General features: G+C 68.0%; 24 protein-coding genes. 15 read left to right on the top strand and 9 right to left on the bottom strand.

Features of this window, described 5'->3' with window-relative positions:
- The first annotated feature begins 21 nt into the window (after window positions 1-21).
- Window positions 22-1,047 carry a hypothetical protein gene (locus AC07RM_RS08705; RefSeq protein WP_495334206.1) on the top strand — a complete coding sequence of 342 codons (1,026 nt, stop codon included), beginning with the start codon at window positions 22-24 and terminating at the stop codon, window positions 1,045-1,047.
- Here the strand turns inward: AC07RM_RS08705 and AC07RM_RS08700 are convergent.
- From AC07RM_RS08700 to AC07RM_RS08670, 7 genes are all read right to left on the bottom strand, one after another.
- On the bottom strand, window positions 1,038-2,285 hold the full coding sequence (locus tag AC07RM_RS08700; RefSeq protein WP_431511084.1) for a phenylacetate--CoA ligase family protein: 1,248 nt from the start codon (window positions 2,283-2,285) through the stop codon (window positions 1,038-1,040). The two genes, AC07RM_RS08705 and AC07RM_RS08700, sit on opposite strands and share 10 nt — an antisense overlap.
- 352 nt (window positions 2,286-2,637) lie before the next feature.
- Window positions 2,638-3,450, bottom strand: coding sequence for an ABC transporter ATP-binding protein (locus AC07RM_RS08695; protein WP_093344123.1), 813 nt, complete (start codon window positions 3,448-3,450; stop codon window positions 2,638-2,640).
- A gap of 148 nt (window positions 3,451-3,598) precedes the next feature.
- A complete protein-coding gene (locus AC07RM_RS08690; RefSeq protein WP_093344125.1) occupies window positions 3,599-4,930 on the bottom strand; it encodes an ABC transporter substrate-binding protein in 1,332 nt (443 codons plus the stop codon).
- Window positions 4,931-4,995: 65 nt separating this feature from the next.
- Window positions 4,996-6,060: a branched-chain amino acid ABC transporter permease gene (locus tag AC07RM_RS08685; protein WP_057597141.1), complete on the bottom strand. Its 1,065-nt coding sequence runs from the start codon at window positions 6,058-6,060 to the stop codon at window positions 4,996-4,998.
- Between the two features lie 3 nt (window positions 6,061-6,063).
- Window positions 6,064-6,993 carry a branched-chain amino acid ABC transporter permease gene (locus AC07RM_RS08680; RefSeq protein ID WP_422099660.1) on the bottom strand — a complete coding sequence of 310 codons (930 nt, stop codon included), beginning with the start codon at window positions 6,991-6,993 and terminating at the stop codon, window positions 6,064-6,066.
- Between the two features lies 1 nt (window position 6,994).
- On the bottom strand, window positions 6,995-7,777 hold the full coding sequence (locus AC07RM_RS08675) for an ABC transporter ATP-binding protein (protein WP_093344128.1): 783 nt from the start codon (window positions 7,775-7,777) through the stop codon (window positions 6,995-6,997).
- Between the two features lies 1 nt (window position 7,778).
- Complete coding sequence (locus AC07RM_RS08670) at window positions 7,779-9,752, bottom strand: AMP-dependent synthetase/ligase (RefSeq protein ID WP_093344192.1); 1,974 nt, start codon at window positions 9,750-9,752, stop codon at window positions 7,779-7,781.
- A gap of 85 nt (window positions 9,753-9,837) precedes the next feature.
- Between AC07RM_RS08670 and AC07RM_RS08665 the strand changes: the two genes are divergently transcribed.
- Together AC07RM_RS08665 and AC07RM_RS08660 are read left to right on the top strand one after the other, a co-directional pair.
- Window positions 9,838-10,626 (top strand): Crp/Fnr family transcriptional regulator, encoded by a 789-nt coding sequence (locus tag AC07RM_RS08665; protein ID WP_093344129.1) that lies wholly within the window; start codon window positions 9,838-9,840, stop codon window positions 10,624-10,626.
- On the top strand, window positions 10,623-11,093 hold the full coding sequence (locus AC07RM_RS08660) for a hypothetical protein (RefSeq protein ID WP_208509088.1): 471 nt from the start codon (window positions 10,623-10,625) through the stop codon (window positions 11,091-11,093). The genes AC07RM_RS08665 and AC07RM_RS08660 overlap by 4 nt, the downstream gene beginning before the upstream one ends.
- A gap of 12 nt (window positions 11,094-11,105) precedes the next feature.
- Here AC07RM_RS08660 and AC07RM_RS08655 read toward each other — a convergent pair whose 3' ends face one another.
- Window positions 11,106-12,530 carry a sigma-54 interaction domain-containing protein gene (locus AC07RM_RS08655; protein WP_495334205.1) on the bottom strand — a complete coding sequence of 475 codons (1,425 nt, stop codon included), beginning with the start codon at window positions 12,528-12,530 and terminating at the stop codon, window positions 11,106-11,108.
- Window positions 12,531-12,829: 299 nt separating this feature from the next.
- On the opposite strand from AC07RM_RS08655, the gene AC07RM_RS08650 reads away from it, so the two are divergent.
- From AC07RM_RS08650 to AC07RM_RS08600, 11 genes are all read left to right on the top strand, one after another.
- Window positions 12,830-13,762 (top strand): 3-hydroxyacyl-CoA dehydrogenase family protein, encoded by a 933-nt coding sequence (locus tag AC07RM_RS08650; protein ID WP_495334204.1) that lies wholly within the window; start codon window positions 12,830-12,832, stop codon window positions 13,760-13,762.
- 97 nt (window positions 13,763-13,859) lie between these two features.
- Window positions 13,860-15,665 carry a tannase/feruloyl esterase family alpha/beta hydrolase gene (locus tag AC07RM_RS08645; protein WP_495334203.1) on the top strand — a complete coding sequence of 602 codons (1,806 nt, stop codon included), beginning with the start codon at window positions 13,860-13,862 and terminating at the stop codon, window positions 15,663-15,665.
- A 46-nt stretch (window positions 15,666-15,711) separates the two neighbouring features.
- On the top strand, window positions 15,712-16,482 hold the full coding sequence (locus AC07RM_RS08640; protein ID WP_057598721.1) for an ABC transporter ATP-binding protein: 771 nt from the start codon (window positions 15,712-15,714) through the stop codon (window positions 16,480-16,482).
- Window positions 16,482-17,189, top strand: coding sequence for an ABC transporter ATP-binding protein (locus tag AC07RM_RS08635; RefSeq protein ID WP_495334202.1), 708 nt, complete (start codon window positions 16,482-16,484; stop codon window positions 17,187-17,189). The genes AC07RM_RS08640 and AC07RM_RS08635 overlap by 1 nt, the downstream gene beginning before the upstream one ends.
- A 33-nt stretch (window positions 17,190-17,222) precedes the next feature.
- Complete coding sequence (locus AC07RM_RS08630; RefSeq protein WP_495334201.1) at window positions 17,223-18,428, top strand: ABC transporter substrate-binding protein; 1,206 nt, start codon at window positions 17,223-17,225, stop codon at window positions 18,426-18,428.
- Between the two features lie 45 nt (window positions 18,429-18,473).
- Complete coding sequence (locus AC07RM_RS08625; RefSeq protein WP_495334200.1) at window positions 18,474-19,349, top strand: branched-chain amino acid ABC transporter permease; 876 nt, start codon at window positions 18,474-18,476, stop codon at window positions 19,347-19,349.
- A gap of 11 nt (window positions 19,350-19,360) precedes the next feature.
- Window positions 19,361-20,350 carry a branched-chain amino acid ABC transporter permease gene (locus AC07RM_RS08620; protein ID WP_495334199.1) on the top strand — a complete coding sequence of 330 codons (990 nt, stop codon included), beginning with the start codon at window positions 19,361-19,363 and terminating at the stop codon, window positions 20,348-20,350.
- Between the two features lie 101 nt (window positions 20,351-20,451).
- On the top strand, window positions 20,452-21,900 hold the full coding sequence (locus AC07RM_RS08615) for a GDSL-type esterase/lipase family protein (protein ID WP_495334198.1): 1,449 nt from the start codon (window positions 20,452-20,454) through the stop codon (window positions 21,898-21,900).
- A 73-nt stretch (window positions 21,901-21,973) separates the two neighbouring features.
- On the top strand, window positions 21,974-22,738 hold the full coding sequence (locus AC07RM_RS08610; RefSeq protein ID WP_495334197.1) for an SDR family NAD(P)-dependent oxidoreductase: 765 nt from the start codon (window positions 21,974-21,976) through the stop codon (window positions 22,736-22,738).
- Between the two features lie 11 nt (window positions 22,739-22,749).
- Window positions 22,750-23,007: a hypothetical protein gene (locus AC07RM_RS08605; protein ID WP_203203827.1), complete on the top strand. Its 258-nt coding sequence runs from the start codon at window positions 22,750-22,752 to the stop codon at window positions 23,005-23,007.
- A gap of 175 nt (window positions 23,008-23,182) precedes the next feature.
- Complete coding sequence (locus AC07RM_RS08600; protein WP_495334196.1) at window positions 23,183-23,581, top strand: hypothetical protein; 399 nt, start codon at window positions 23,183-23,185, stop codon at window positions 23,579-23,581.
- Between the two features lie 63 nt (window positions 23,582-23,644).
- On the opposite strand, the gene AC07RM_RS08595 is transcribed toward AC07RM_RS08600, so the two are convergent.
- Window positions 23,645-24,628 (bottom strand): Bug family tripartite tricarboxylate transporter substrate binding protein, encoded by a 984-nt coding sequence (locus AC07RM_RS08595; RefSeq protein ID WP_495334195.1) that lies wholly within the window; start codon window positions 24,626-24,628, stop codon window positions 23,645-23,647.
- A 338-nt stretch (window positions 24,629-24,966) separates the two neighbouring features.
- Here AC07RM_RS08595 and AC07RM_RS08590 point away from each other — a divergent pair, with 338 nt between their 5' ends.
- Complete coding sequence (locus tag AC07RM_RS08590) at window positions 24,967-25,800, top strand: transporter substrate-binding domain-containing protein (protein WP_495334194.1); 834 nt, start codon at window positions 24,967-24,969, stop codon at window positions 25,798-25,800.
- Window positions 25,801-25,845: the final 45 nt, after the last annotated feature.

The following is a 25,845-nucleotide window of genomic DNA, read 5'->3' as shown; positions in this document are numbered from 1 at the left end:
AGCGACACGACGTACCGACCGATGACGACCGCCGACCCCGCCCATGCCCGCGCGCTGCGCCTGCCGCGCGACTTCGCGCTGATCGCGGTCGGCCTCGATGCCGTGCTGCTCGTGATCAACCTGGCGATGCTGCTGCTGCCGGGCACCGACGATGCGGCGCAGATCCGCCGCGCCTATGCGCAGGCCGGCGTGTGGATCCTGCTGGTCGCGAGCACGGCGATGTCGTGGGCCTTGATCGGCGGCCTGGCCTGGAGCCATGGCCGCCAGGCGCTCGAACGGCTCGGTGTGCCGCGGGTGGCGCTGTCGAGCGGCGCGCGGCTGCGTTTCGGCGGTGCCTGGCTGCTGGTGCTGGTGCTCAACCACCTCGCGCTCACGCCGCTGTTCTACGAGCTACAGCTGATGTTCATGCCGGGCGGCCGCTATGCCGAGGCCATGCCGCGCCTGAGCCTGGGGCTGGCGGCGCTGCTGCAGTCGCTGGTGCAACTGGGGGTGCTCGTGCTGGGCCTCTGGCTCGCGGCCCGCTTCGCGCTGCGCCGCAGCCGTTCCGCAACGGCCGAGGCGCTCGATGCGCGCGCGCCCGATGAAGTCTCGACGGTGCCGGCCGGTGCCTCGCCGCGCGCCGCGGTGGCGCTGCTGGTGGGCGCGCTGTTCGCGTCGCTGCAGGTCTGGAGCGCGCTCGCCGTGGCGCGCTGGGCCGGTGCTTCGCAGGATGGCGGGCCCTGGGCGCTGCTGCTGACCTGGGCCCTGCCACCGGTCGTGGTCTGCGCGCTCGCGGTCTGGGGCGGCTGGCTGGGCACGCGTCCGGGCCTGTGGCCGGTGCGCCCGTTCCGCGCGGTGTCGGCGGCGCTGCTGAGCTTCGTGCTGGTGCAGCTCGGCTGCATCGTCTTCGCGTTCCTGTGGTTCGCGCTCGCGGTGGGCACGATCAAGGCGCTGCAGGGCATCGGCGCGATGGCCGGCTTCATGGCCGTGCTGATCGCGCTCTACGCGGTGCTCACGGTGCTGCTGGCGCGCGGCATGACGCGCCGGCTGTACCGGCGCTACTTGTAGCTGCGCGCGTCCTCGATCACCTTGCCGTCGTTCGGCAGGCTGCCGGGCGCCACCAGTTCGATGGTGCCGCGCAGTTTCGTCACTTCACGCACGGCCTCGGCGATGCGCACCACCAGGCCCTCGGGCGCGCCCGCGCATTCGAGCCGGAAGTTCATCTGGTCGTCGCCCATCTCGCCCGACACGACGAGCCGCGCGCGCTGGATCTCGGGAAAGCGCCGCGCGATCTCGGCCACCTGCGAGGGATGCACGAACATGCCGCGCACCTTGGTGGTCTGGTCGGCGCGGCCGAGCCAGCCCTTGATACGCTTGTTGGTACGGCCCGTGGGGCAGGTGCCCGCGAGCACGGCCGAGAGATCGCCGGTGCCGAAGCGCACCAGCGGATAGTCGGGGTTGAAGGTGGTCACGACGATCTCGCCGACCTCGCCGTCGGGCACGGGGTCGCCGGTGCCGGGACGCACGATCTCGACCAGCACGCCCTCGTCGAGCACCAGGCCTTCGCGCGCGCTGGTCTCGTAGGCGATGAGGCCGAGGTCGGCGGTGGCATAGCACTGGGTGCCCTTCACGCCGCGCGCGGCGATCCAGTCGTGCAGGCTCGGCGGGAAGGCCTCGCCCGAGACCAGGGCCTTGGTGAGCCAGGGCAGCTTCTGGCCCTTCTCCTCGGCCTTCTCGAGCAGGATCTTGAGAAAGCTCGGCGTGCCGGCATACCCTTCGGGCTTGAGGTCGACCATGGCCTCGAGCTGCTGCTCGGTCTGGCCGGTGCCGCCCGCGAACACGGTGCAGCCGACGGCGCGCGCGCCGCTCTCCATGATGGAGCCGGCCGGTGTCATGTGATAACTGAAACTGTTGTGGATCAGCTCGCCGCTGCGAAAGCCCGCGGCATGCAGCGCGCGCGCGGTGCGCCAGTAGTCGCGCGCCTCGCCCTCGGGTTCGTAGATGGTGCCGGGGCTCGCGAATATGCGCGGCATGCGGGTGCCGCGCGCAATGGCCGAGAAGCCGCCGAAGGGATCGTTCTCGCGGCCTTGCTTCTGGAGTTCGAGCAGTTCCGACTTGCGCGTGACCGGCAGCTTCGCGAGGGCCTCGCGCGTGGTGACGTCGGCGGCCTGGATGCCGTCGAGGATCTTCGAGAGGGCGGGCGCGGCGGTCTGGGCCTGGGTGATCTGTCGGGGCAGCGCGGCCAGCAGGTCGCGTTCGCGTTCGGCAGGGTCGCGGATCTCTAGTGCGTCGTAGTGGTCGGTCATGTCCGTACCCTTCAATCTGTTCAATTCGGATTTCTGCTGTCTTGCTTCGAGAGGGGCGTCCGGGGCGCGTGCACAGGACAGCGGGTACTTCCCTCCGCGAATGTCCCCCGGCCTTCGGCCTCCTCCTTGATTTCGCTGCGGGAAGCACCCGATACCCTGTGCACGAGAAGCGCTCGGGTGGTGCGGCCGGTTCGACGGTCGTGCCCAGGCTCGCGTCGATGGGGTACTCCCCGCAGCGAAATAAAGGAGGAGCCCGAAGGGCGGGGGACATTCGCGGAGGGGAGTACCCCGTCGGCGCGAGCCCACCCCCACCCGTAGACGGCAGGGACCGCACAGACGGCAGGAAAGAACATCAAGCCAGCCACCTCTTGCGCCGCTTGTAGCTCTTCACATCCCGGAAGCTCTTGCGATCCGCCCCCCCCACGCCCAGGTAGAACTCCTTCACGTCCTCGTTCTCGCGCAGGCTCTGCGCCGCGCCGTCCATCACGATGCGGCCGTTCTCGAGGATGTAGCCGTAGTCGGCGTAGCGCAGCGCCATGTTGGTGTTCTGCTCGGCCAGCAGGAAGGTCACGCGTTCCTTGGTGTTGAGGTCCTTCACGATCTCGAACACCTCCTCCACGATCTGCGGCGCCAGGCCCATCGAGGGCTCGTCGAGCAGCACCATCGTCGGGTTGGCCATCAGCGCGCGGCCGATCGCGCACATCTGCTGCTCGCCGCCCGAGGTGTAGGCCGCCTGCGAGGTGCGCCGCGTCTTCAGGCGCGGGAAGTAGGCATAGACCTTCTCGAGCGTCTGCTGCACCGCGGCCTTGCCGTCGGTGCGCGTGTAGGCGCCCGTCATCAGGTTCTCCTCGATGGTCAGGTGCGCGAAGCAGTGGCGGCCTTCCATCACCTGGATCAGCCCGCGCTTCACCAGCTCGGCCGGCGACAGCGCCTCGATGCGCTCGCCGCGCAATTCGATCGTGCCCTTGGTGACCGCGCCGCGCTCGCCCGCGAGCAGGTTGCTCACCGCGCGCAGCGTCGTCGTCTTGCCCGCGCCGTTGCCGCCCAGCAGCGCCACGATCCCGCCCTCGGGCACGCTCAGCGACACGCCCTTGAGCACCAGGATCACGTGGTTGTAGATGACCTCGATGCCATTGACGTCGAGAAGGATGTTGGGTTGGCTCATGGTGTTCTTTCGGACATCCGCAAGCGCACGTGGAACGAGACGCTGCGCTTGCGGATGCCGCCTCCCATGAAGGGGAGGCAGGCCCCCTTCCGCCTGGCGGGAGGGGGTAGGGGGAGGGTGCCGTCGGTCCCTGGCACCTGCCAGAGCGTCAGCTCTGGCAGTCAGCCGCGTCGCGGCGCGTGAGCTTCTTCTCGGTTGCGTACTTGTCGGCCGCGGCCTTCGCCATCGGCTTGATGATCTGCTCGTCGGCCTGGTACCAGTCCGACATGCCGCCCCACTGCGCGCCGTCCCAGGTGTGGACACGCGCCCAGGTCGAGCCCATGTGGTCCTGGCACGAGGTGCTCACCGGACGCATCACGCCCGAGAAGCCCAGTGCGTCGAGCTTCTTCTGGTCGAGCGCGAGGTTCTCGAAGCCCCAGCGCACCTGGTCGCCGGTCATGACCTTGCCCTTGCCGAAGCGCTCCTGCGCGCGGCGCACGGCCTCGACCGACAGCATCTGGATGATCACGCCGCGCGTGTAGAGGACCGAGCCCACCTCGTCCTTCGGACCCGTGCCCTGGCCCTTCTCGTGCACCTGCTTGAGGATGTCCTGGATCACCTTGGGCTGCGTGCCCGAGGTGTTGAGCGCCAGTGCGTTGTAGCCCTTGGCATTCGCGCCCACGTCCTTCACGTCGGGCTCGGCGCCGGCCCACCACACGCCGTACATCTTCTCGCGCGGGTAGCCCGTGGCCACGGCTTCCTTGAGCGCGGTGGAGTTCATCACGCCCCAGCCCCACAGCAGCACGTAGTCGGGACGCTGCTGGCGCACCTGCAGCCAGGCCGACTTCTGCTCGACGCCGGGCGCGGTCACGGGGATCAGCGAGAGCTCGAAGCCGTTCTGCTTCGCGCGCTCCTGCAGCAGCGGGATCGGTTCCTTGCCGAACGGCGAGTCGTGATAGACCAGCGCGATCTTCTTGCCCTTGAGCTTGTCGAGGCCGCCTTCCTTCTTGCCGATGTGCTGGATCAGGATGTCGGCCGCGGTCCAGTAGCTGCCCATCAGCGGGAAGTTCCACTTGAACACGCCGCCGTCCTGCGAGGCCGCGAGGCCGTAGCCCAGCGTGATCAGCGGGATCTTGTCGGTCAGCACCTTGTCGGTCAGCGCGAAGGTGATGCCGGTGGCCTGCGGGTCGAACAGCGCGACGCCCGGGCGGCCCTTGAGGCGCTCGTAGCATTCCACGCCCTTGTCGGTGGCGTAGCCGGTCTCGCACTCTTCGTACGAGATCTTCACGCCGTTGATGCCGCCTTGCGCATTCACCAGCTTCAGGTAGTCCTGCTTGCCGTTGGCCCAGGGCGTGCCGTTGGGTGCATAGGGGCCGGTGCGATAGACCAGCAGCGGGAAGAACTGCTCCTTGGCCTGTGCCTGTGCGAGCGAGGGCGCCAGCGCGGTGCCGAGGGTGCCGGCCACCAGGGCGGCGGTCAGAGCGAGCGATTTCAGTTTCATGCCTGTCTCCTTTTTGGGGGCACCGCGGTGCCGGGTTGTCAACGCCGAAAAAACGCTTGAAAAGCTCAATGGGGGAAGGGCCACAGCCGCAGCTTCTCCTTGGCCGTGGACCACAGCCGCGCGAGGCCGTGCGGTTCCACGATCAGGAAGAACACGATGAGCGCGCCGAAGATCATGTATTCGAGGTGCGAGGCCAGGGCGGTCGAGATCGAGAAGCCCAGCCAGCCAGGCAGCTGGTTCAGCAGCAGCGGCAGCAGCACGATGAAGGCGGCACCGAAGAAGCAGCCCATGATCGAGCCGAGGCCGCCGATGATCACCATGAACAGCAGCTGGAACGAGCGGTCGATGCTGAAGGCCGCGGGCTCCCAGGCCCCCAGGTGCACGAAGCCCCACAGCGCGCCGGCCACGCCGACGATGAAGCTGCTGACCGCGAAGGCCGTGAGCTTGGCGTAGACCGGGCGGATGCCGATCACCGCGGCCGCCACGTCCATGTCGCGCATCGCCATCCATTCGCGGCCGATCGCGCTGCGCACCAGGTTCTTCGCGAGCAGCGCGAAGATCACCACCAGCGCGAGGCAGAACAGGTACTTCTGCACCGGCGACTCGATCGGGATGCCGAACACGTTGAGGCCCGCCACGCTGACTGAACCCGACGAGGAGTTGTTGGTGAACCACTGGATGCGCAGGAAGGCCCAGTCGGTGAAGAACTGCGCCGCCAGCGTGGCGACCGCGAGGTACAGCCCCTTGATGCGCAGGCTCGGGATGCCGAACAGCACGCCGATCACCGTGGCGCACAGGCCGCCCAGCAGCAGCGAGGCGATCAGCGGCATGCCGTCTATGCGCACGTGGAAGTTGTAGGCCGCGTAGGCGCCCACCGCCATGAAGGCGCCGGTGCCCAGCGAGATCTGGCCGCAGTAGCCCACCAGCACGTTGAGCCCGATGGCCGCGAGCGAAAGGATCAGGAAGGGCGTGAGGATGGCGCGCATCCAGTAGTCCGACACGCCCAGCGGCACCGCGATGAAGGCCACCGCGAGCAGCGCGAGGATCGCCACGCGGTCCTGCAGGATCGGAAAGATCTGCTGGTCGGCGCGGTAGGTCGACTTGAACTGCCCGTTTTCTCTATAGAACATGTCTCAGACCCGATCGATGATCTTCTCGCCGAACAACCCCTGCGGCCGCACCAGCAGGAACACGAGCGCCAGCACATAGGCGAACCAGATCTCGATGCCGCCGCCGAGCATCGGCCCGAGGTAGATCTCCGAGAGCTTCTCGCCCACGCCGATCAAAAGGCCGCCGATGATCGCGCCGGGGATCGAGGTCAGGCCGCCGAGGATCACCACCGGCAGTGCCTTGAGCGCCACCAGCGAGAGCGAGAACTGCACGCCGAGCTTGGAGCCCCAGATGATCCCGGCCACCAGTGCCGAGAAGCCGGCCACCGACCACACGATCACCCAGATGCGGTTGAGCGGAATGCCGATCGACTGCGCCGCCTGGTGGTCGTCGGCCACGGCGCGCAGCGCGCGGCCGGTGGCGGTCTTCTGGAAGAAGATCGCGAGCACCACCACCAGCGCCGCCGCCACCAGCGCCGCGATCAGGTCCTCCTGGCTCAGCAGCAGGCCGCCCTGGAAGGTGCTCTCGAGCACCATCAGCGGTTCCTTCGGCATGCCGACGTCGATCTTGTAGATGTCGTTGCCGAACAGCGTCTGGCCCAGGCCGTCGAGGAAGTAGGCGATGCCCAGCGTGGCCATGAGCAGCGTGATGCCTTCCTGGTTCACGAGCTTGCTGAGCGCGAGCCGCTCGATCAGCCAGGCCACCACCACCATGATCGCCATCGCCGCGACGAAGGCCAGGATGTTCGCGAGGATCAGGCTCTGGAAGCCCAGCCACTGCGGGATCCATTCGGCGAAGCGCGCCATCGCGAGCGCCGCGAACAGCACCATCGCGCCCTGCGCGAAATTGAACACGCCCGAGGCCTTGTAGATCAGCACGAAGCCGATCGCTATCAGCGAATAGAGCATGCCGACCATCAGGCCGCCGAAGAGGGTCTCAAGAAAAAAGCCCATGTCAATGCTCCACGCCCAGGTACGCCCGGATCACGTCTTCGTTGTTGCGCACTTCGTCGGGCGTGCCGTCGCCGATCTTCTTGCCGTAGTCGAGCACCACCACGCGGTCGGAGATGTCCATCACCACGCCCATGTCGTGCTCGATCAGCACGATGGTGGTGCCGAACTCGTCGTTCACGTCGAGGATGAAGCGGCTCATGTCCTGCTTCTCCTCCACGTTCATGCCGGCCATCGGCTCGTCGAGCAGCAGCACCTGCGGCTCCATCGCGAGCGCGCGGCCCAGGTCCACGCGCTTCTGCAGGCCGTAGGGCAGGCGGCCGACCGGCGTCTTGCGGTGCGCCTGGATCTCGAGGAAGTCGACGATGTGCTCGACGAACTCGCGCTGCTTGAGCTCCTCGCGCTCGGCCGGGCCCCAGCGCAGCGCCTGCGCGAGCAGGCCGCTCTTCATCTTGAGGTTGCGCCCCGTCATGATGTTGTCGAGCACGCTCATGCCCTTGAACAGCGCGAGGTTCTGGAAGGTGCGCGCCACGCCCATCTCTGCCACCTGGCGCGAGTTCATGTGCTTGAAGGTCTGGCCGCGGAAGGTGATCGAGCCCTGCTGGGGCCAGTACACGCCGTTGATGCAGTTGAGCATCGAGCTCTTGCCCGCGCCGTTGGGCCCGATGATGGCCCGCACCTCGTGCTCGCGCACGTTGAAGCTGATGTCCGTCAGCGCCTTCACGCCGCCGAAGCTCAGGGAGATGTTCTGCACGTCCAGGATGACGTCGCCGGTTTTTCTTGCCATGTCAGGCCGCCTTTGCCATGCCGGGGAAGCGCTTCGCCTCGACGATCTTCAGGGTCGCGCTCACCGCGCCGGTGCGGCCGTCCTCGAACTTCACCTGGGTCTCGATGAACTGCTCGGTCTTGCCGCCATACAGCGCCTCGACCAGCACCGCGTATTTCTCGGCGATGAAGCCGCGGCGCACCTTGCGCGTGCGGGTCAGCTCGTCGTCGTCGGGGTCGAGCTCCTTGTGCAGCACCAGGAAGCGCGCGATCTGCGTCTCGCCCATGCCGGCTTCCGCGGCCAGGTCGGCATTGACCTTGCCGAGGCACTCGGCGATCAGCGCCAGCACCTCGGGCTTGCCGGCCAGGTCGACGTAGCCGCCGTAGGCCAGGCCGCGGCGCTCGGCCCAGTTGCCCACGGCCTCGAAGTCGATGTTGACGAAGGCACTGACCTCGTCGCGCGCATGGCCGAAGCACACGGCTTCCTTGATCTGCGGGAAGAACTTGAGCTTGTTCTCGATGTAGTTGGGCGCGAACATCGCGCCGCCCGCGAGCCGCCCCACGTCCTTGGCGCGGTCGATGATGCGCAGGTGGCCCTCGCTGTCGAGCACGCCGGCGTCGCCGGTGTGGAAGTAGCCGTTCGCATCGAGCACCTCGGCCGTGGCGTCGGGGCGCTTGTAGTACTCCTTGAGCACCGAGACGCCGCGCACCAGCACCTCGCCGTCGTCGGCGATCTTGAGTTCGATGCCCGGCGCGGCCGTGCCCACGGTCTGCAGCTTGACCTTGCCGTCCTGCTGCAGGCAGACATAGGCGCAGGTCTCGGTCTGGCCGTAGAACTGCTTGAGGTTGACGCCGATCGAGCGGTAGAAGCGGAACAGGTCGGGCCCGATCGCCGCGCCCGCGGTATAGGCCACGCGGATGCGGCTCATGCCCAGCACGTTGCGCAGCGGCCCGTAGACCAGCAGGTTGCCCAGGCCGTACAGCAGCCGGTCGCCGGCGCCCACGGGCTGGCCGTTGAGGATGTCGGCGCCCACGCGCTGCGCGAGCGCCATGAACTTCGCATAGAGCCAGCGCTTCGGAGCCGCCGCGTCCTCCATGCGGATCGAGACGGCGGTGAGCAGACCCTCGAAGGTGCGCGGCGGGCCGAAGTAGTAGCTCGGGCCGATCTCGCGCATGTCGTTCATCACCGTGGCGGCCGACTCGGGGCAGTTGAGCGTGAAGCCGCCGACCAGCCACTGCGCCACCGAGAACAGGTGGTCGCCGACCCAGGCCATCGGCAGGTAGCTCATGATGTTGTCGCCGGGGCCGAGCCTGTCGGTCTCCACGCCGCCGCGGCCCGCCGCGATGAAGCTCGCATGCGTCTGGCACACGCCCTTGGGGCGGCCGGTGGTGCCCGAGGTGTAGAGGATCACGCCCACGTCGGTGGCCTCGCCGCTGGCCACCGCGGCGTCGAACACGCCCGGATGCGCCTGGTCGTAGGCGCGGCCGAGCTCGCGCAACTGCTCGTAGCCGATCAACCCGGGCTGGTCGTAGTGGCGCAGGCCCTTCGGGTCGTCGTAGATGATGTGGCGGATGCCCTGGCGGCCCTCGCCGCGCGCCACGCGCTCGGCCTGCAGGTCGCGGCACTCGAGCAGCTTGTCGACCTGCTCCTGGTCCTCGACCACCACGAAGTCGATGGCCGCGTCGTCGAGCATGAACACCATCTCGTTGGCCACCGCGTCCTGGTACAGCGGCACCGGCACGCCGCGCAGGCTCTGCGCCGCGACCACCGCCATGTACAGGTGCGGACGGTTGGCGCCGACGATCGCGAGGTTGTCGAAGGATTGGAAGCCCAGGCTCGCGAGGCCGCACGCGATCTCGCGCACTTCCTGCGCCACGGCGCGCCAGGTCCAGGTCTGCCAGATGCCGAGGTCCTTCTCCCGCACCGCGGGCGACTCGGGCTGCGCTTGCGCATGCGCAAGCAGCAGGCGGGGAAAGGTGAGGGCGTTTGTTTGCACGGTGCGCGGATCGTAGGGCCGCACTTTGACGTCCAGTTGTCGTTCCAACGACAATCCTAGGGACACTACTCCCCGGAGTTTCCCGATGCCGACCGGCAGCCCCTCGCTCAACCTCCCCCTCGCCGCGGGCAGTTCGATCAAGGACCGCGTGCGTCCGCCCAATGCCGCCGAGCTCGACGGCATCCCCTGGCTGCTCACGCTCACCGCGCCCGAGCGCCGCCGCGCCGAGGCCGCGCTGGTGGTCGGCGAGGCCGAGGTCGGCGATCTCGTGTGCCGCGTGGGGCGCTCGCCCACCTACTGGTTCGGCGTGGTCGAGGGCCTGCTCAAGATGAGCAACGACAACGCCGATGGCGGCTCGGTCACCTACACCGGCGTGCCGCCCGGCGGCTGGTTCGGCGAAGGCACGGTGATGAAGCGCGAGCCCTACCGCTACAACATCCAGGCGCTGCGGCGCAGCCTCGTCGCGGGCCTGCCGATCGAGAGCTTCCACTGGCTGCTCGATCATTCGATCGGCTTCAACCGCTTCGTGATGAACCAGCTCAACGAGCGCCTGGGCCAGTTCATCGCCGCGCTCGAGATCGACCGCCTCAACAACCCCGACGCGCGCGTGGCGCGCAACCTGGTCTCGCTGTTCAACCCGGTGCTCTATCCGGGCGTGGGCGAGGTCCTGCGCATCACGCAGCAGGAACTGGCCTACCTCGTGGGCCTGTCGCGCCAGCGCGTGAACGAGGCGCTCAACGGGCTGTCGGCGCAGGGCCTGATCCGCGTCGAGTACGGCGGCCTGCGCGTGCTCGACCTGCCCGGGCTGCGCGCGACGGCGATGACGAGCCGCAAGACTTCCTCCACAGACACCGGCCACGGAAAGAAATCATGAGCCTGCAAGACCAACTCCAGATCGTTCCCGCCGATGCCAACGTGGCCGGCTTCGTGCCACCGCCGCCACCCGCGCCCAAGGCGGCGGAGCCGGGGCCCACGCCCGAGCAGCTGGCCGAGCGCAACGCCGCGCTGAGCGAGCGGCTCGAGGCGATGGACGCGCTGCTCGCCAAGCCGCTCAAGGACATCCTCGCCGAGCACGAGAAGGCCGGCGAGTCCGCACTTGCCTGGGACCGCTTCGGCGCGATGTGGATGCTGTCGCAGCGCGCGATGCGGCGCGTGGCGCTGGACCTGGGCGCGCAGCTCGGCGTGAGCGAGGAGGAGATCGTGGCGCGCGCGCTCGCGCATGCGAACGCGGTGCTCAACGGCGCGGACGAGAACGACCTGGGCGGCACCATCGCGCCCGCGCAGATGGGGCACATCGCGCGGCACCGCAACTTCCTGCGCGGGCAGTTCCGCGGCGGCTGAACGCGCGGGCCGCTAGCGCTCGAGCGCCATCTGCTTGAGCTTGTTGTAGAGCGTCGAGCGGCTGATGCCGAGCAGGCGGGCCGCGAGCAGCTTGTTGCCCTTGGTCTCCTGCAGCGCATTGAGCAAGGCCTTCTGTTCGGTCTCGTTCACGGCGGCGTGCAGGTCGTGGCGCAGCGGCGCGGCCGTTGCAGGCACTGCCGCTGGCCGCGCGCCGTCGTTGAGCAGCATGTGCTCGGCGCGCAGCTCCGAGGCATCGCCAGACACCACGCAGGCGCGCTCGAGCACGTTGCGCAGCTCGCGCACGTTGCCGGGCCAGCCGAACTTCGCGAGCAGCGCCAGCGCGTCGGGCGCGATGTCCTTCTCGCGCATGCCGAGCGTGGCGCAGAGTTCGGCCAGCAGCAGGTCGACCAGCTCGGGCAGGTCCTCGAGCCGCTCGCGCAGCGGCGGGATCTGGATCGGCACCACGCTCAGGCGGTAGTAGAGGTCGGCGCGGAACTGGCCGGTCTCGACCAGTTGCCGGAGGTCGCGGCTGGTGGCCGCGATCACGCGCAGGTCGAGCGGGATCACGGTGTTGCCGCCGATCGGCTCGATCTCGCGCTCCTGCAGCGCGCGCAGCAGCTTGACCTGGATGCGCATCGGCATGTCGCCGATCTCGTCGAGGAACAAGGTGCCCTTGTCGGCCAGCATCATCTTGCCGGTGCGGCCCTTGGGATGGGCGCCGGTGTAGGCGCCCGGCGCGGAGCCGAAGAACTCGGCCTCCATCAGCTCCTCGGGAATGGCCGCCACGTTGACGCCGATGAAGTTCTGCCGCGCGCGCCGCGAGGCCGCATGGATGCCCTGCGCGACCATCTCCTTGCCCGTGCCGGTCTCGCCGAGCAGCAGCACCGTGGAGTCGGTGGCCGCCACCTGCCGCGCGCTGCGCCGCACCTGCGCGGCCTGCGGGCTCGAGCCGACGAAGTGGCTGAACTCGTACTTCGTGCGGCGCAGCTGGTTGAGCTTCGAGCGCGTGCGCTCGAGCTCGTTCTGCAGCTGCTGGATGCGCGCGAGCATCGGCCGCAGCGGATCGAGCTCGTCGAACAGCACGAAGCAGAAGCCGCCGATGACTTCCTGCGCGTCGTTCTTGATCGGAAAGCGCGACACCACGGCCCAGCGCCCGTTGACCTCGACCAGGTCGAAGGGGATCGAGCGGCCGGTCTCGACCACCTCGGGCATGCGGGTCGCGGGCACCACCGTCGAGATGTGCTGGCCGACCACCGGCCGGTCGGGCTCCAGGCCGATGAAGGCCAGGTAGCGCGCATTGGCCCAGATGACCTTGCCATCGCGCCCGATCACGAAGGCGCCCTCGGCGAGCTGGCCGAACAGCTCGAAGAAGGACTGCAGGGCCTGGCCCCGGATGCTCGCCAGGTCGAAGGCCTGGTCTCCCTTGATCTGCAGCATGGCTGACTCCCTTGGTTCGCGGGTGCGAATGTCCATGACGCGCGGCGGTGGCGCGCAGGGGCGTGACTTTAGACGCTCCGAATCGATGTCCAGTTGTTGGACGTCGTGTGCATTGGCCTGGACAGTATTGGACATCGCTTGCACAGCGTCGCGCGCGCTCGCGGCATTCGGGTTTACGCGAAGCGCCCGAATGAGAAACACGCGCGCCGCGACGGCCGCGATCGACGGGCACGCTTTCTGCAAAACCAGCGCCAAGGGCCGAGCGATTTCGGCGCCACAAGATGCTGGAGACAAGTTGCATGAACGAGATCAATCGACGCGTGGCCGTGGTGGGAGCGGGCCTCATGGGCGTGGGCATCGCGAGCTGCCTGGCACTCGCCGGTGAAGCGGTCGATGTGTTCGATCTCAGCGAAGCGCGACGCGCCGAGCTGCCCGCGCTGGCGGACAAAATCCTCGAGGAATTGATGGCCGCGGGCCGCATCGTTGAGGCCGAGCGCGACGCGGCCCGCGCGCGCATTCGCGTCGTGGCCGAACTCGCGGCGCTGGCCGATGCCACGCTCGTGTTCGAGGCCGTCGTCGAGCGGCTCGAGGTCAAGCACGCGCTCTATGCCGAGCTCGAGGCCGTGCTGCCCTCCTATGCCTTGATCGCGAGCAACACCAGCGGCTTCATGCCGGACGTGCTGTGCGAGCGCATGGCACATCCCGAGCGCTTTCTCGTCGCGCACTTCTGGAATCCGCCGCATGTCATCCCGTTCGTCGAACTCGTGCCGGCGCAAGCCACCGCGCCCGAGGCCTGCGCGGCCCTTCGCGGCCGGCTCGAAAGCGCGGGCTTCGAGGCGGTGCTGCTGAGCAAGGCGGCGCCCGGCTTCGTCGGCAACCGGATCCAGTTCGCGGTGCTGCGCGAAGCGCTCCACCTGGTGCAAAGCGGCGTGGCCGACGCGGCCACCGTCGACGCGGTCGTGCGCGCCTGCATCGGCAAGCGCTATGCGTCCTTCGGTCCGCTGGAGACGGCCGACCTCGGCGGTCTGCACACCTTCCTCGACATCGGCGGCCACCTGATGCCGCAGCTCGAGAAGAACGAATCGGTGCTGCAGTTGCTGCAGACCCTGGTGGCGGCCGGCCGATGCGGCGCGAGCTCCGGCCATGGCTTCTACGAATGGACCGACGCGCACTGGCAATCGGTGCGCGAACGCCGCCAGGGCATGTTGGCGCGGGAACGTCCGCCGCGCTGATGCCCGCCGCTCGCGGCCTTCGACCGCGACGCCCCGTGTTTCCCGCAGGCCATGCGCGCATGGCGATTTCTCGACTTCACCCCAAAGAGAGACAAGCATGAACCGAAGCATCCCGTTCCCACCGCCACGCCGCGCGACGCGCGCCGTGCCGCGCATTCCCGTCGCCGCGACGCTGGCCATCGCGGCCCTGCTGGGCGCCTGCGGCGGCAGCGGCAATGGCGTGGCCTTCGTCCCCCAGCCATCGGTTCCGGCGCCGGCGCCGGCACCCGCGCCGGCCGCGGCCACGCCGCTGAACTGCGAGCAGATGGCGAAGCTCACCGTTCCCGCCTCGGCGATCGCGCTCGCCACCGGCGGCGCCAAGGTGACGGCGGCCACGCTGGTGCCCGCGGGCGGCAAGGCGCCGAAGAACTACGGCGAGCATTGCAAGCTCAGCGCCGAGATCGCGCCGGTCGATCCCGCCGCGCCGCCGATCAAGCTGACGCTGCTGCTGCCCACCGAGTGGAACCGCAAGGCCATGATGTACGGCGGTGGCGGCTATGACGGCAGCATTCCCGCTGTCGCCGGCAACGTGCCTGCCGGTCCCGTCGATGCACTCGACCCCGTCGGGCGCGGCTATGCGGTGTTCGCGAGCGACTCGGGCCACGATGCGAACACGGACGCCAAGAACCCCGGGGCCTTCGCACTCAACACGGAAGCGCTGCGCAATTTCTCGTTCGAAGCGCTGAAGAAGACGCGCGACGCGGCCATGTTCCTGATCGAGCAGCGCTATGCCCAGCGCCCGCAACGCAGCTACTTCGCGGGCGGCTCGTCGGGCGGCCGCGAGGCGCTCGCGGTGGTGCAGAAATGGCCGACCGATTTCAACGGCGCCATCGTCCTCTACCCGGCCTTCAACGCGGCCAGCCTCGACCTGCAGTTCGGCCGCATCACGCGCGCGCTGGCCCAGCCCGGTGCCTATCCCAGCCTCGCGAAGCGCGGCGCGCTGTTCGACGCGGCGATGCAGGCCTGCGATGCCATCGACGGCGTGAAGGACGGAGTGATCGGCAACCAGAACGCCTGCAACCAGCGCTTCGATCCCGCGACCGCGCTGCTCGATGGAAAGCCGCTGCGCTGCCCGGGCGGTGCCGACACGGCAGACGACTGCCTGTCGGATGCGCAGATCGCCGCCTTCAAGGTGATCGACACGCCGGCCGTCTTCAACTACCCGCTCGGCAGCGGCGAGAACCAGTATCCGGGCTTCAATGCCTGGGGCGCCGAGTTCGGTCGGTCCGGCATCGGCCAGACGACCGTCGCCTACCTGGGCCTGGGAGCGCAGCCGCCCGCCTCGCCGATGCCCGCGTTCGCGCCTTTCCACTCGAACTTCTGGGACCAGTGGGTGCGCTTCTTCGTGACGAAGAACCCCGGCTTCGATTCGCTGACGCTCGATCCCGAGAATCCAGGCCCCTGGCAGGCACGCATCGCCGAGCTCACGGGGCTGCAGGACATCAACCAGGCCGACCTCTCGGCGTTCGCCGCGAACGGCGGCAAGCTGCTGATGGCGCATGGCACCGCCGATCAGCTGGTCAGCACGCGCGCCACCGACCAGTACTTCAACCGGGTGCGCGCCACCATGGGTGCGGAGCGCGTGAAGGGCTTCATGCGCTACTACCAGATCCCGGGCTACGCGCATGCCGTCGGCACGGTGTTCAACGCCAGCTGGGATTCGCTGAGCGCGCTCGAGAACTGGGTGGAGAAGGGCACGGCACCGACCGCGATGACCGTGACCGACGCCCCGATCGACCCCGTGACCATGACCGCGAGCGTGCCCCGCCGCACCCGGCCGCTTTGCGACTACCCGGCCTGGCCCCAATACAAGGGCAGCGGCGATGTCAATGCAGCGGCGAGCTTCTCGTGCGTCAACGAATGAACGAGGCGCGCATGAACCAGACCACGCCGCGCGAAGAGGCCCGTCGATGAGCGGCTGCATTCTCGAAACACGCCAGCTCACCAAGGAGTTCAAGGGCTTCACTGCTGTCAGCAAGGTCGACCTCTCGGTCGTGCGCGGTTCGATCCACGCGCTCATCGGACCCAACGGCGCAGGCAAGACGACCTGCTTCAACCTGCTCACGAAGTTCCTCGAGCCCACCAGCGGCACGATCCTGTTCAACGGCCAGGACATCACGGGCGAGCGCCCCGCGCAGATCGCGCGGCGCGGCATCATCCGCTCGTTCCAGATCTCGGCCGTGTTCCCGCACCTCACGCTGCTGGAGAACGTGCGCCTGGGGCTGCAGCGCCGCCTGGGCACCTCGTACCACTTCTGGAAGAGCGAGAAGTCGCTCGAGCCGCTCAACGCCCGGGCGCGCGAGCTGCTCGCGGAGGTGGGCCTCGAAGAACTCGCCGAAGAGCAGACCGTGAACCTGCCTTACGGCCGCAAGCGCGCGCTCGAGATCGCGACCACGCTCGCGATGGAGCCCGAGCTGATGCTGCTGGACGAACCCACGCAGGGCATGGGCCATGAGGACGTGCACCGCGTGGCCGAGCTGATCAAGCGCGTGTCGGCCGGGCGCACCATCCTGATGGTCGAGCACAACATGAGCGTGGTCTCGACCATCGCCGACACCATCACCGTGCTGCAGCGTGGCGCCGTGCTGGCCGAGGGCCCCTACGCCGAGGTCTCGAAGAACCCGCAGGTCATGGAAGCCTACATGGGCACCACCGACGGCCAACTGCAGGGAGCGCACTGATGACCGCCGCACTCGAGATCAAGGGCCTGCAGGCCTGGTACGGCGAATCGCATGTGCTGCACGGCGTCGACATGGTGGTGCAACCGGGCGAGGTCGTCACCTTGCTGGGCCGCAACGGCGCGGGCCGCACGACCACGCTGCGCGCGATCATGGGCCTGACGGGCGCCCGCAAGGGCAGCATCGAAGTCAACGGCAAGGAAACGATCGCGATGCCCACGCACCGCATCGCGCACCTGGGCATCGGCTACTGCCCCGAGGAACGGGGCATCTTCGCGAGCCTGTCGTGCGAGGAGAACCTGATGCTGCCGCCCGAGCTCAAGGGCGCGGGGCAGGGCATGTCGGTCGACGAGATCTACGCGATGTTCCCGAACCTGGCGGAGCGGCGCCACAGCCAGGGCACGCGGCTGTCGGGGGGCGAGCAGCAGATGCTTGCGGTGGCGCGCATCCTGCGCACCGGCGCCAAGCTGCTGTTGCTCGACGAGATCTCCGAAGGCCTGGCGCCGGTGATCGTGCAGGCGCTGGCGCGAATGATCACGACCTTGCGTTCCAAGGGCTACACCATCGTGATGGTGGAGCAGAACTTCCGCTTCGCGGCGCCGCTGGCCGATCGCTTCTACGTGATGGAGCACGGCCGTATCGCCCTGAAGTTCGGCGCTTCAGAACTCGAAGCCAGGATGCCCGTGCTCACCGAGCTGCTCGGCGTCTAGCGACCCCCATTCATCCACCAAGGAGGCAATCCCATGAAACAACGCAACCCATTCATCGCCACCGCCATCGGCCTCGGCATCCTGGCGCTCGGCGCGGCCAGCGCGGCACAGGCGCAGGAGAAGGTCCGGATCGGCTTCATCACCGACATGTCCGGCCTCTACGCCGACCTCGAGGGCAAGAACGCCGCGATGGCGATCCAGATGGCCATCGACGACTTCGGCGGCAAGGTCAACGGCCAGCCCGTGGAGCTGCTGACGGCCGACCATCAGAACAAGGCCGACATCGCCGCCTCGAAGGCGCGCGAGTGGATCGACACGCAGGGCCTGAGCATGGTGTTCAGCGGCACCAACTCCGGCACCGCACTCGCGACCGCGAAGGTGGCCACCGAGAAGAAGCGCGTGCACTTCAACAACGGCGCCGCGTCCTCCGCGCTCACCAACGAACAGTGCAGTCCCTACACCGTGCACTACGCCTACGACACCGTCGCGCTGGCCAAGGGCACGGGCGCGGCGGTGGTCGACCGCGGCGGCAAGAGCTGGTTCTTCCTGACGGCCGACTACGCCTTCGGCGCCGCGCTCGAGGCCGACACCACCACGGTGATCAAGGAGAAGGGCGGCACGGTGGTGGGCGGCGTCAAGCACCCGCTCAACGCGTCCGACTTCTCCTCCTTCCTGCTGCAGGCGCAGAACTCCAAGGCGCAGATCCTCGGCCTGGCCAATGCCGGCGGCGACACCATCAATTCGATCAAGGCCGCCAGGGAGTTCGGCATCAACAAGACCATGAAGACCGCCGGCCTGCTGGTGTTCCTCACCGACATCCACAGCCTGGGCCTGAAGAACACCGAAGGCCTGCTGCACACCACGAGCTGGTACTGGGACCTGAACGACGACACGCGCAAGTTCGCCAACCGCTTCTACGAGAAGACCAAGCGCATGCCGACCGACGTGCAGGCCGCCGACTACTCGGCCACGATGACCTATCTGAAGGCCGTGGCCGCTGCCAAGACCACCGACGCGGACAAGGTGATGGCACAGCTCAAGAGCATGAAGATCGACGACTTCTACGGCAAGGGCCAGATCCGCGCCGACGGCAGCTTCATCCACGACATGTACCTGGTGGAGGCGAAGTCGCCGTCCGAGTCGAAGAAGCCCTGGGACTACCTGAAGGTGCTCAAGACGCTGCCGGGCGACCAGATCTTCACGACCAAGGCCGAGAGCAAGTGCGCGCTCTGGAAATGACCGACCCCCGCGGGCCCGCTCGGGCCCGCGCCTGCTGAATCCCCTATGACCATTTCCCTCCCCGCCCTGTTGAGCCAGCTCCTCCTGGGGCTGGTCAACGGCTCCTTCTATGCCATCCTGAGCCTCGGGCTGGCCGTCATCTTCGGCCTGCTCAACGTCATCAACTTCGCGCACGGCGCGCTGTTCATGCTCGGCGCGGTGCTCACCTGGATGGCGATGGAACATTTCGGCATCAACTACTGGGTGATGCTGATCGCGGCACCCATCGTCATCGGCCTGTTCGGCGTGCTGATCGAGCGGCTGCTGCTGCGCTGGATCTACAAGCTCGACCATCTCTACGGCCTCTTGCTCACGCTGGGTCTCACGCTGCTCATCGAGGGCGTGTTCCGCTCCATCTACGGCGTCTCGGGCCTGGCCTACGACGCGCCCGAGGCGCTGTCGAGCGCCACCGACCTGGGCTTCATGGTGCTGCCCAACTACCGCGCCTGGGTGGTCGTGGCCTCGCTGGTCGTGTGCATCGCCACCTGGTTCGTGATCGAGAAGACCCGCATCGGCGCCTACCTGCGCGCGGGCACCGAGAACCCGCGGCTGGTCGAGGCCTTCGGCGTCAACGTGCCGCTGATGATCACGCTGACCTACGCCTTCGGCGCGGGCCTGGCGGCCTTCGCGGGCGTGTTGGCCGCGCCGGTGATCCAGGTCTCGCCGCTGATGGGCCAGAACCTGATCATCGTGGTGTTCGCCGTCGTCGTGATCGGCGGCATGGGCTCGATCATGGGCGCCATCCTCACCGGGCTGGGGCTGGGCGTGATCGAGGGCTTCACCAAGGTCTTCTATCCCGAGGCCTCGTCCACCGTCGTGTTCGTGATCATGGTCATCGTGCTGCTGGTGCGTCCTGCCGGCCTGTTCGGCAAAGAGAAGTGAGAGCAGGCGGCATGAACATGAAAAAGATCTCCACCGTCGTCTACGGCCTGCTGTTCGTCGCGCTGGTGCTGGCGCCGTTCTTCGGCGCCTACCCGGTGTTCGTGATGAAGCTCTTGTGCTTCGCGCTGTTCGCCTCGGCCTTCAACCTGCTGCTGGGCTTCACCGGTCTCCTGTCCTTCGGCCATGCGGCCTTCCTCGGCGGCTCGGCCTACGTGGCCGGCCATGCGATCAAGGTCTGGGGCCTCACGCCCGAGCTGGGCCTGATCGCGGGCACGCTGGTGGGTGCGCTGCTGGGCTGGCTGTTCGGCGTGCTGGCCATCCGCCGCCAGGGCATCTACTTCGCGATGATCACCCTGGCGCTGGCGCAGATGATGTTCTTCGTCGCGCTGCAGGCGAAGTTCACGGGCGGCGAGGACGGCCTGCAGGGCGTGCCGCGCGGCAAGCTGTTCGGCCTGCTCGACCTGAGCAACGACCTGACGATGTACTACGTCGCGCTGGCGATCGTGGCTGCCGCCTTCCTGCTGATCGTGCGCACCATCCACTCGCCGTTCGGCCAGGTGTTGAAGGGCATCAAGGAGAACGAGCCGCGCGCGTTGTCGCTGGGCTACGACGTGGCGCGTTTCAAGCTGCTGGCCTTCGTGATCTCGGCGGCGCTGTCGGGCCTGGCGGGTTCGCTCAAGACGCTGGTGCTGGGCTTCGCGACCCTGTCGGACGTGCACTGGACGGCCTCGGGCCAGGTGATCCTGATGACGCTGGTGGGCGGCCTGGGCACCTTGTCGGGTCCGCTGGTGGGCTCGGCCGTGGTCGTGCTGCTGGAGAACAAGATCGGCGAGCTGGGCAACCTGCTCGCGCGCATCACCACCATCGACTGGTTCAACACGCTGGGCGAGTCGGTGACCATGGTCACGGGCCTGATCTTCGTGATCTGCGTGCTGGCCTTCCGCAAGGGAATCATGGGCGAGGTCATCGCGTTCATCGACCGGTGCCGGGAGAAGAAATGATGGCGCGCTGATCGCCGCCCTTCGACCTTCATCACCAGCAGCGAGGCATCCCACCCCAGAAGTCATCTCAACCCGGGCAACCGGACACCCAAGGAGGCATCATGAAGAAAGCACTCGAAGCAGTGTGGGCAGGCCAGCGTTCTTTCGAGAAGGCTTGGCGCCGGATGCTGGCGGCCCTGGCCGTCGGCTTGTTGACGGCATGCGGTGGTGGCGGAGACAGCAATGCGCGGCTTGATGCCGCGGCGATCGCCGCCGCCAACGCCGTGGCACCGCCCGGCACCCAGCCCACGGTCGCACCGCCCGAGGAGCCGCCGCCGACCGTGCCCTCCGAAAAGAAGACCCGCTGGGCCACGACATGGCAGGCCGCCATGTATGCCAACCGCCTGCAGAACAACGACTCGGACACGGTGCGCGTGCGCATCCGCACGAGCGTGGGCGGCGAGGGCGTCCGGGTGCGGCTGTCCAATGTGTTCGGCGCCACCACGCTGCGCATCGACCACGCGAGCGTGGCGCTGCCCGATGGCTCGCAACCCTCCGATCCGACCGCCATCGATCTGGCCACGCGCCGGGTGCTGACCTTCGATGGCGGCAAGACGCTGGCCGAGGTGCCCGCCGGCGAGGAGCTGCTGAGCGACCCCGTCGCGATGACGGTGCCCATGCTCTCCGACCTGATGATCAGCCTGCACTTCCAGGGCCAGGTGCAGTACGCCGACATGCACATGAACGCCGCCGTTCCGCTGCCCGGTTTCTACGTGGTGAGGAACCGCGACGTGGCGGCCGAAGCCTCGCTGTCGGCCGTCGCGCCAGCGTTCGAGACCTTCAACGGCGTCTTCCACCTGAGCGAGGTCAAGGTGCTCGCGCCCGAGAAGACACGCGTGGTCGTGGCCGTGGGCGAATCGATCACGGCCGGCTACAGCGCCGTGGGCATCCAGAGTCCGTGGCCCGCCGTGCTGTCGAAGCTGGCCAACGGCAGTGGCGAGCCGCTGGGCGTGGGCAACGCGGGCATCAGCGGCAACTCGATGTTCAACGCGAACAACGGCCCCTCGCTGTTCGACCGCTTCCAGCGCGACGTGCTGTCCCGCGATCCGACGGACATCATCATCCTCGCAGGCGACAACGACCTTTCGAAGTCCTCCGCGGCCGACATCATCGAGCGCTACAAGTACTTCATCGACCTGGCGCGCTTTCGCAAGATTCGGATCCATGGCGGCGTGAACACGCCGATCGGCGACATCGTCGGTGTCGATGGCAACCCGGTGCCGACCGGTTACTACTCGGCGTCCAGCGACCTCAAGTGGCGGCAGATCAACGACTGGATCAAGACCTCGGGCTATTTCGACAGCGTCATCGATTTCGCCACCGTCGTCGGCAATCCGGACCGCATGCCGCTGGGGATCGCGACCGCCTGCTACGACCCCAGGAGCCCGATCCACCTGAACACGCGGGGCCTCGACGTGATGGGCACCCTGGCCTACGACATGCTCTACGAAAAGAAGGTGCAGCCGGCCGAGCCCTGCAACGCGCTGGCGTTTCCGCCGTTGCCGAATTGAATGCTTCGGGTGGGGAGGCGGGGCAGAAGACCCTGGCGCTGCCGTTTCCGGGCGCTTCACTATCATCGCCCCCATGCCCACCTCCCACCTCTACCTCATCACCGGCGCATCGCGCGGCCTCGGCCGCGCCATGGCCGAACAGCTGCTGCAACCCGGCCACGTCCTGCTGTGCATCTCGCGCCGCCAGAGCCCCGAACTCGCCGAACAGGCGAAGGCGGCCGGCGTCGAACTCGTGCAATGGGAACAGGACCTGTCCGACCCCGTCGCCTCCGCCGCGCGCCTGCGCGAATGGCTGGCCACGCAGGACGCGCAGCGCTTCGACGCCGTCACGCTGATCAACAACGCGGGCACGGTCGGCAATCCGGCGCCGCTCGCGTCCGCGGTCGATGGCGAGCTGTCGCAGGCGCTGCGCATCGGGCTCGAAGCGCCGCTGCTGCTGACGGCGGCCTTCCTCGGCGGCACGCGCGGCTGGCGTGGTGCGCGCAAGGTGCTCAACATCTCCTCGGGCCTGGGCCGCAACGCCATGGGCAGCCAGGCGCCGTACTGCGCGGCCAAGGCCGGCATGGACCACTACTCGCGCGCGGTCGCGCTCGAGGAAGCGAACCTGCCGAACGGCGCGCGCATCGTGTCGCTGGCGCCCGGCGTGGTCGACACCGACATGCAGGTGCAACTGCGTGGCGCCTCGGCCGAGAACTTCCCGGACCGCACGCGCTTCGAGAAGCTCAAGAGCGAGGGCCTGCTCGACAGCCCCGCGAGCGCGGCCGCGAAGGTGCTCAAGTACCTCGCGCGCGCGGACTTCGGCGCCAAGCCGGTGGCCGACGTGCGCGATCCGGACTGAGCACCCGCGCCATGGCCACCGCCCAGGGCATCGACACCGGCGAGTACAAGCTCTTTCCCTCGCCGCGCAACCAGCACCGCATCGTCTTCACGCACCAGGTCTTCGTGCCGTACCCGTACGCACTGATCGTGATGGACGAGTTCGGCTTCCAGGGCCGCCACAGCCTGTTCGCGGCCTGCCGCCTCAGCGACGGCAAGATGGGCCAGCTCGCGGCCTTCGAGCTGGAGTCGGACGTGGCGGTGTTCAACCGCAAGTTCGTGCCGGACTGAGCCGGGCCTCGGATGACGAGAACGTAACCGGGCGGATAAGTCCGCGTCCGTTTGCGTTTCTAGTGTGTGGGCGTGGAGAGATCGACGCCCCGCGCATGGCAAGCCAGAACGCATCGCCGTATCTCCACCCCCGCGCCTGACATCCAGCCGCGGGGAACATCCCAAGGAGATATGCATGTCGAACAGAAGAATCGCCGCGCTCGCGGCAGCCTCCGCCATCGCCGGCTTCATGCCGCTCATGGCCTCCGCCCAGCAGAGCTCGCAGCACGTCGATGCACCCTCGCACTTCGCGGCCAACGAAACGGGCATCAAGACCCATGCGGAACTGGCCGGCGCGGGCAAGTCGACGGGCCAGGTCGACCAGGAGCTGGCGACCGCGCAGAACGATCCGAAATGGAAGGGCTTCCTGGCCTATGGCGCGCCGGTTCCGGTGAGCAATGACAAGCCGAAGACCCGCGCCGAAGTGACGGCCGAGCTGGAGCGCGCGCAGCAGCATCCGGGCTGGGAGCGGGCCTCGCGCTCGGGCGCATCGCTGGTACTGCCGCCCGCGCCGATGCCCGTGTCCGCGCGTTGAGGCGCCGTCCTCCAACGAAAAGAGGGCGCAGCGCGCCCTCCTTCTTCGTCCGCGGTCGCGCGCTTACTCGATGGTCGCGCCCGAGGCCTGCACGATGCCCTTCCACTTCTCGTAGTCGGTCTTGAGCAGCGCGCCGAACTGCTCGGGCGTCATGCTCTGCGGCTCGGCGCCCTGCGCGATGATCGCGGCCTGCATCTCGGGCGTGGCCAGCAGCTTGTTGACCTCGGCGTTCAGCGTGGCGATCACTTCCTTGGGCGTCTTGGCCGGCACGAACAGGCCATACCAGGTGCTCACGTCGAAGCCCTTGTAGCCGAGCTCGGCCACGGTGGGCGTGTCGGGCAGCGAGCTGCTGCGCTTGGCCGAGGTCACGGCCAGCGGGCGCAGCTTGCCGGCCTTGATCTGGGCCATGGCCGAGGGCACCGACGACACCATCAGGTCGACGTTGCCCGCGAGCACGTCCATCATGGCCGCGTTCGAGCCCTTGTAGGGCACGTGGCGCATCTTGATCTTGGCCGCGCCGTTGAAGATCTCGCCGGCCAGGTGGATGGTGGTGCCGTTGCCGGGCGAGCCGTAGGTGATGGTGTCCGGCGCGGCGCGCGCGGCCTTCACCACGTCGTCGAGCGTCTTGTACCTGGAGTTGGCCTGCGTGACGATCACCACGGGCGTGAAGGCCACGTGGGCCACCGCGGCCAGGTCCTTGGTCGGCTCGTAGCTGAGGTTCTTGTAGAGCCAGGGCGCGACGACCATGTTGTCCTTCTGGCCCATCACGATGTCGTAGCCCGTGGGCGCGGCGCGCGCGGCCTCGGCGATGCCGATGGTGCCGCCGGCGCCCGCGCGGTTGTCGGGCACCACGGTCCAGTGGTTGGTCTCGGTGAGCTTCTGGGCCACCAGGCGCGCCAGGATGTCGGTGCCGCCGCCGGGCGGGAAGGGCACGATCATGCGGATCGGCTTGGCAGGCCAGGCCTGGGCCTGGGCGGTGGAGGCGGCGCCGAAGGCCAGCGGAAGCGCCAGCGCGAGGGCCAGCGGGCGGATGAGTTGTCGGATCATGGGTTTGTCTCTGTATCTGGACGAATCGGGTTGCAGCCTGGAAGCCATCGCATCGCTGCACCAGGGTGCAGTGTGCCGGAACGACCCCGTGCGGGATTTCGCGGTTCGCGATGGCCGTCTTCTCCAGGCGTGGCGGCTTGCACCGATTTTGCACCCCCTTAGTGCGCCTCGCGCCGTCTCCTGTTCCTTTTTGCGCCGCTGTCGGCACCACGGCCGTGCCGCTGGACCGATTCGGGCTGGCATGGAACTTGTGTGTCCAAGCAAGTGACTTGCATGAATGCAAGTTGCTTGCTGAATCTGTCCACACCTGCTTCAATCCACACCCGAGGGCCCTGCTCATGCTGTTCCATCGCGCAATCGCCGGCGTTCTTTCCCTGTTCCTGCTCGGTGCCGCGCACGGCGCCGACATGCTGGAAACGGTGAAGAGCAAGAAAGAAATCGTCATCGGTACCGAGGCGCAGTTCGCGCCTTTCGAGTACCTGCAGGACGGCAAGATCGTGGGCTACGGCCCCGACCTGATGCGCCTGATCCTGGCCGACCTGCCCGAGGTCAAGGTCAAGCAGTTCGACGTGCCGTTCCAGGGCATCCTGCCGGGCCTGGCGACCAAGCGCTTCGACTTCGTCGTGACCTCGGTCACGCTCACCAAGGAGCGCGCCGACAAGTTCGCGTTCACCGTGCCGATCGCCGACGCCACGACGGCGCTGGTCAAGCGCAAGGACGACGCCGCGCTCACCGACCCCGCGGGCATCGCCGGCAAGACGGTCGGCTCGCAGGCCGGCTCGGCCCAGCTGCGCGCGCTGCAGGACTATGCGAAGAAGCTGCAGGCCGACGGCAAGCCCGCGGTCACGATCCGCGAGTACGTGAGCTTCGACGAGGCCTATGCCGACCTGGCCGCCGGCCGGCTGGTGGCGGTGGCGCAGTCGCTCTCCAACCTGGCGACGCTGGTGAAGACGCGTGGCGACATCTACGCGGTGATGCCCGCGCCCATCGGTCCCAAGACCTACTTCGGCTGGGTCGGCCGCAAGGACGCCGACAGCGCGCCGCTGGTCAAGTTCTTCAGCGACGGCATCGCGCGTGCGCAGAAGAGCGGCCAGCTCAAGGAACTGCAGATGAAGTGGTTCGGCTTCCCGATGGAGGTGCCCACCGACGCGGTGCCGGTGCCGCAGATGTGAGCGGACCTGCTCCGCACGACGCTTCCTGACCCCGTACCACCGCGC

Source organism: Variovorax sp. GW821-FHT09B05 (assembly GCF_059418265.1).
This window is presented reverse-complemented; position numbering and strand designations above follow the sequence as displayed.

Bases quoted from the DNA above. Each gene is read 5' to 3' on its own strand.
- AC07RM_RS08655 (WP_495334205.1), bottom strand. From the start codon at position 12,530: ATGCTGCAGATCAAGGGAGACCAGGCCTTCGACCTGGCGAGCATCCGG.
- AC07RM_RS08645 (WP_495334203.1), top strand. From the start codon at position 13,860: ATGAACCGAAGCATCCCGTTCCCACCGCCACGCCGCGCGACGCGCGCC.
- AC07RM_RS08590 (WP_495334194.1), top strand. From the start codon at position 24,967: ATGCTGTTCCATCGCGCAATCGCCGGCGTTCTTTCCCTGTTCCTGCTC.
- AC07RM_RS08615 (WP_495334198.1), top strand. From the start codon at position 20,452: ATGAAGAAAGCACTCGAAGCAGTGTGGGCAGGCCAGCGTTCTTTCGAG.
- AC07RM_RS08640 (WP_057598721.1), top strand. From the start codon at position 15,712: ATGAGCGGCTGCATTCTCGAAACACGCCAGCTCACCAAGGAGTTCAAG.
- AC07RM_RS08665 (WP_093344129.1), top strand. From the start codon at position 9,838: ATGCCGACCGGCAGCCCCTCGCTCAACCTCCCCCTCGCCGCGGGCAGT.
- AC07RM_RS08700 (WP_431511084.1), bottom strand. From the start codon at position 2,285: ATGACCGACCACTACGACGCACTAGAGATCCGCGACCCTGCCGAACGC.
- AC07RM_RS08680 (WP_422099660.1), bottom strand. From the start codon at position 6,993: ATGGGCTTTTTTCTTGAGACCCTCTTCGGCGGCCTGATGGTCGGCATG.
- AC07RM_RS08685 (WP_057597141.1), bottom strand. From the start codon at position 6,060: ATGTTCTATAGAGAAAACGGGCAGTTCAAGTCGACCTACCGCGCCGAC.
- AC07RM_RS08675 (WP_093344128.1), bottom strand. From the start codon at position 7,777: ATGGCAAGAAAAACCGGCGACGTCATCCTGGACGTGCAGAACATCTCC.
- AC07RM_RS08605 (WP_203203827.1), top strand. From the start codon at position 22,750: ATGGCCACCGCCCAGGGCATCGACACCGGCGAGTACAAGCTCTTTCCC.
- AC07RM_RS08650 (WP_495334204.1), top strand. From the start codon at position 12,830: ATGAACGAGATCAATCGACGCGTGGCCGTGGTGGGAGCGGGCCTCATG.
- AC07RM_RS08690 (WP_093344125.1), bottom strand. From the start codon at position 4,930: ATGAAACTGAAATCGCTCGCTCTGACCGCCGCCCTGGTGGCCGGCACC.
- AC07RM_RS08660 (WP_208509088.1), top strand. From the start codon at position 10,623: ATGAGCCTGCAAGACCAACTCCAGATCGTTCCCGCCGATGCCAACGTG.
- AC07RM_RS08635 (WP_495334202.1), top strand. From the start codon at position 16,482: ATGACCGCCGCACTCGAGATCAAGGGCCTGCAGGCCTGGTACGGCGAA.
- AC07RM_RS08695 (WP_093344123.1), bottom strand. From the start codon at position 3,450: ATGAGCCAACCCAACATCCTTCTCGACGTCAATGGCATCGAGGTCATC.
- AC07RM_RS08625 (WP_495334200.1), top strand. From the start codon at position 18,474: ATGACCATTTCCCTCCCCGCCCTGTTGAGCCAGCTCCTCCTGGGGCTG.
- AC07RM_RS08630 (WP_495334201.1), top strand. From the start codon at position 17,223: ATGAAACAACGCAACCCATTCATCGCCACCGCCATCGGCCTCGGCATC.
- AC07RM_RS08600 (WP_495334196.1), top strand. From the start codon at position 23,183: ATGTCGAACAGAAGAATCGCCGCGCTCGCGGCAGCCTCCGCCATCGCC.
- AC07RM_RS08705 (WP_495334206.1), top strand. From the start codon at position 22: ATGACGACCGCCGACCCCGCCCATGCCCGCGCGCTGCGCCTGCCGCGC.
- AC07RM_RS08595 (WP_495334195.1), bottom strand. From the start codon at position 24,628: ATGATCCGACAACTCATCCGCCCGCTGGCCCTCGCGCTGGCGCTTCCG.
- AC07RM_RS08620 (WP_495334199.1), top strand. From the start codon at position 19,361: ATGAACATGAAAAAGATCTCCACCGTCGTCTACGGCCTGCTGTTCGTC.
- AC07RM_RS08610 (WP_495334197.1), top strand. From the start codon at position 21,974: ATGCCCACCTCCCACCTCTACCTCATCACCGGCGCATCGCGCGGCCTC.